Genomic DNA, 4,215 nt, shown 5'->3' on the forward strand with positions numbered 1-4,215 from the left:
TGTTACCTGTTACCTGTTACCTGTTACCTGTTACCTGTTACCTGTTACCACCCCCCCCTAGGCCCGTGTGGCGTGGCTTTTAGTGGTAACAAAATTTACAGTGAAAAGTGTTACCAGCCACATTCCAAAAGAAAACTACGTAATAGACTCTTCGGCGGCTGTTAAAAGTTGTTTTGATCTTGTAATCTTGATTTTCATTCTTTTATAGTGAAAAATGTAACCAGCCTCATTCCAAGAGAAAGACTACATAAAGCAGCCTCCCTCTAGTTGGAAAATTAGATCCTCATCATTGTGCTAGTCGTCTTCCGGGGTGTCGATATTCTCGGCAATCCTGACCTTTTGAAGTAGCTCATCAGGAGACCCAAGATGCCACCCCCGACTCTGTTTGACTACAGTCTTAGAGCCATTCCTTGATGTAGTTAATTTTCTAGATTTATTAACAAGACCGAGTTTACCCTCAAAATATATTTTTAGAGAATCATACGTCACCTTGTCATACCCCGATCTATAATTATCCTTTCCCCATTCATCTAAAGCTTGCTTAATGACTGACATGTGTATGTTTTCCGGCCAGGGATTTGCTTCAATTGAATCATCCATAAAAAGAGAGCCTCTATCACACACCTCCATAAGGAATTTCGGAATCCAATCTAGCGAATGCAATCGTTGATTCCTGCTTTCATCTGTCTCCGGGAAGTCCTGATGACTAAAACCCTTTATATCGCAGGTTAAGAAATAGTCCAAAAGCATAGAAAACACCTCATGATCTCTATTTGATTCATCATCGCCAATTATTTCATACAGCTTGTTATAGTAAGCTCGGCTATCCGCTTTGTCCCCAAACTTATTTTTAACTTCAAGACAAAAGAACCTTCTCTGCTTTGAGCTGGTTTTTACGCCCAATCATCATTTGCTGAAAGTATGATTTTAAGACAATTCCTTATCTTAATCGCATCAACGCCTTTCCCTTCTATCATTAACGAGGTGTCTGTCACCAATGATTTAAGTTTTGATTGTGCTTTTTTATCTCCGTGATAAACAGCCTCATTCCCCGCAAGAAAGGCGCAGTTCATTAATTGATTGTTGAATTTTCCTGTCAAGTGATCTGAATCCTCAATAATCATTCCACTGTTGCCCCACAAGGTTGCCAAAATAAGCCCCAACGTGCTTTTTCCTGAACCCTCCTCTCCTCTTAGGACGATAGCAGTACCAGCGGGAATGTGGGGTTTCTGAAAGCCCTTTGCAATCCAGCCCTTAACGTAGCTGCAATACACGTCATTGCCACCACAAACAACATCTTTGATGTAATCAAGAATCGGCTGTATCCGATTGATATTGTAAGGCTTTCTCTTATACCCAAATCCACTCCATACATTAAGCCTGCCATTATTTCTATCAGAATCACCTATCGTAGGATAAAACTCAATACCTTGTGAGTACTCTTTTCTATCAGGGCTGTTGAGCCATATAGCAGCTTTGCTAACCTTCGTATATTTTTCGTCATTAAGTACAGTAACCGTCTTGTTTGAAAAGAAGTTTTGGAAATCTGCGAACGTCTGAAAACTATACGTGTCATTGTCCATCCGCTTCGCAACCCTAGTCTTTCCGCCCAGCGAAACGACTGCGTACTCTTCGTTCATGTCGGTTACTAACTGCTTAAGTGCTGCATCATCCAATGCCCCCTTACTATCTTGGTTGGGCTTAGTACCCGTAGACTTTCCCCCACTGCCAGCCACTTCTTGATTAGTTTTGCAGGGGTTAGCATTCTTAGGAGGTTCGCCACTGCTAGCAGGTACTTTCTTCTTTCCATCGGGGTTATTAATCCAAGCAATTACACACCCACGACCCCTCCTTTCGCACCCTCTGCCATCGAATTCTCGCACTTCGCCATTCGAGAATTTAAAACGCCAAACAATTTTACCCTTACCGTAATCTATCCTTTCGCACTCTTCGCTAGCAGCTTCTCCCTTGCCCTCCTTTTCCGCTTCTTCTTGTGCTAAAAGTCTAGCCCTTTTCGCTTCTTCCTGAGCTAAAAGTTTAGCCTCTTCCTCTTCTTTCTCGGCTAAAAGTCTAGCCTCCCTTTCTAAAATTCTAGCCTCTTCTTCCCTAGAAGCCCGATCTCTAAGCCGTATTATTTTAGCCGTATTATTCAAATCATCCTCCGACAGGTCTGGATAAGCTGTAGTCGATAAATTATCAACATCTATCGTTATTGCAGACTTGTTGATATGTATCTCGTTATCCTTTGAGAGGCGGACAACTCTTGTAATATCGTTGCTAGACGTATCTAGAGTTAAGTTAAGCTTAGCTTTAAAATATTTAGCTATAGCCCCGAAAATGTTTTTTATATCCGCATCATTTCTAAAGCTTGGAACATGTACCCCTATTTCCAAGCCCTTTCCGCTATATGAGATAAAACAAAATCGCACAAAGGGGAGACGGGAAATCCTTTTTTTGAGTTTACCGACCTCTTCTGGAGAGTGTAGATTATCTATACTGACAACTAATGTGTTAGTACAGCTATCTGGGATAAAGTTCTCTTCGCTAATTGAACCACTAAACTCCCCCAAAAATGAGCAGCACTCTAATTTACGTGTACCCATTTCCATCAAAAATGTATTACCCCTACCCTCAGCTAGTCTATATGTGTCTACAAGGTAGTGACCCTCAGTAATTTTTTGCAATGCCTCCAGAACAGTACAGGAGGTTACCTGCTCACTGTCATCCGGTGATTTACAGGATATGTCACTGTCGAGCCATGAGGGCAGTTCGCCTAAAGGTGTTTTTTTAACAAGGTTTTGAGTATCCGTTGTAGCAACCTCAGATGAGGTTTTATTTTGTAAGTTATTCATAGCAATATAATTTCGTACGTTATGCATCTTTTCAGAGATGCGATTTTAATTGAAACATACGCATTTTTTTGATACAATTTGTCGTGGGTTGTATCAATTGCGTATTAATTGGTTAATTGTTCGTTTGGTCCCCTCCTATCTTTAAATGGTTTGTGGTATTCAACACCAAGTCTCTTAGGCTCCGTCGGCTTGTACATGACTTGGTGTTTTTATAACCCTCCTTTATCACAACATATAAGTTATTTCTCTAATTGGCATGATCTAAGGACTATAGTGGATATAGACTTCTTTTAAGCCTTTTCCCCTAGATACATAACTCTCACTAGGTCTACTGGACTGTGCCCTCCGCTTTGATAAGGGGCGGCATATAATAGTCTCGCCGTTTATGCTTCACCTTAAGCTCCCTCATTACTGCTTTTACAGCAAACTGATTTGTTCTGTTCGCTAAGATGCCACGTGGAAACTTATTGATTATCTCGGAGTTAGTCATTCGTATGGTTTGATTGCCCAGTGCCTCGCCAGTTTCAGGATCAAAAAAGGCAAAAGCCTCTAGATTACTTTAACATCATGGCCTAGAAACTTTAAGTTTCTAGCTAAAATATCAGTTTTCAAATATGGCCCAGAGATATGCCCGATGTGAAACCTGCCGTTAGGTGTCGGCATTATTGGTATAAATAAGTATTTTTGCATTTTCATTTTCGGCCCTTATAAATCAAAATTATAAAATATATTTTTATTTTTAATGAAGCCTTCATTACTATAAATATTTTTGGCTACTTCATTAGTTGATTCCGTCTCTAAAAACAAACCTCTAGCACCTGATGTCTGCGCAACTTGCTTGTTATTTTCAATCAACTTTTTAGCTATACCTTTTTTTCGGTAGTCTTTGAGAACAAATAGATCATTTAACAACCAGAGTTTTTTCATTGCAGTTGATGAGTAGAGTGGATACATCTGAGTAAATCCAACAATGGTTAGTAAGGGCTTGCTTTCGTCAACTGCAATAAGTATTAAAGAATCTTCAAATTCAATTCTTTTACTTATAAATTCAACCGCTAATTCATTATTTCTCTCACACTTATAAAAATTCCGATAGTGTTCAAATATTTCAACAATCTGTAATAGATCGGTTTTTTCTGCTCTTCGAATAGTAATCATATAGCTATGCTCATCTTGCTTGCTTTTTTTGAAATTTCTGGTGCAAGTTTAAATCCTTGCCCACTAAAACCTGACACGAATAAGCAATTTTTTGGTTCTGTCGCAAAAAACAAAATCACCCTATTACCTACGATCATAAGATTTAATTTCAGCCAAAGAAATTTCACATGTTCAACTAAAAATGGTGCTATTTTTTAAGTTATTA

At 39.3% G+C, this 4,215-nt stretch carries 4 protein-coding genes; 1 reads left to right on the forward strand and 3 read right to left on the reverse strand.

The window, feature by feature from the left end:
• Positions 1-294: 294 nt before the first annotated feature.
• The 3 genes from CDZ78_RS18225 to CDZ78_RS18235 all read right to left on the reverse strand — a co-directional run bounded on the left by CDZ78_RS18225 (position 295) and on the right by CDZ78_RS18235 (position 4,010).
• A complete protein-coding gene (locus CDZ78_RS18225; RefSeq protein WP_140414192.1) occupies positions 295-750 on the reverse strand; it encodes a hypothetical protein in 456 nt (151 codons plus the stop codon).
• Positions 751-893: 143 nt separating this feature from the next.
• Positions 894-2,852, reverse strand: a complete 1,959-nt coding sequence (locus CDZ78_RS18230) for a DUF5906 domain-containing protein (protein ID WP_167374395.1) — start codon at positions 2,850-2,852, stop codon at positions 894-896.
• Between the two features lie 705 nt (positions 2,853-3,557).
• Complete coding sequence (locus CDZ78_RS18235; protein WP_087871083.1) at positions 3,558-4,010, reverse strand: GNAT family N-acetyltransferase; 453 nt, start codon at positions 4,008-4,010, stop codon at positions 3,558-3,560.
• Between the two features lie 6 nt (positions 4,011-4,016).
• Between CDZ78_RS18235 and CDZ78_RS21450 the strand changes: the two genes are divergently transcribed.
• Positions 4,017-4,208: a hypothetical protein gene (locus CDZ78_RS21450; protein WP_140414194.1), complete on the forward strand. Its 192-nt coding sequence runs from the start codon at positions 4,017-4,019 to the stop codon at positions 4,206-4,208.
• The last annotated feature ends 7 nt before the right edge of the window (positions 4,209-4,215 follow it).

The organism is Bathymodiolus platifrons methanotrophic gill symbiont (assembly GCF_002189065.1).
Classification (GTDB): Bacteria; Pseudomonadota; Gammaproteobacteria; order Methylococcales; family Methylomonadaceae; genus Methyloprofundus.

Bases quoted from the DNA above. Each gene is read 5' to 3' on its own strand.
- CDZ78_RS18225 (WP_140414192.1), bottom strand. From the start codon at position 750: ATGCTTTTGGACTATTTCTTAACCTGCGATATAAAGGGTTTTAGTCAT.
- CDZ78_RS18235 (WP_087871083.1), bottom strand. From the start codon at position 4,010: ATGATTACTATTCGAAGAGCAGAAAAAACCGATCTATTACAGATTGTT.
- CDZ78_RS21450 (WP_140414194.1), top strand. From the start codon at position 4,017: ATGCTCATCTTGCTTGCTTTTTTTGAAATTTCTGGTGCAAGTTTAAAT.
- CDZ78_RS18230 (WP_167374395.1), bottom strand. From the start codon at position 2,852: ATGAATAACTTACAAAATAAAACCTCATCTGAGGTTGCTACAACGGAT.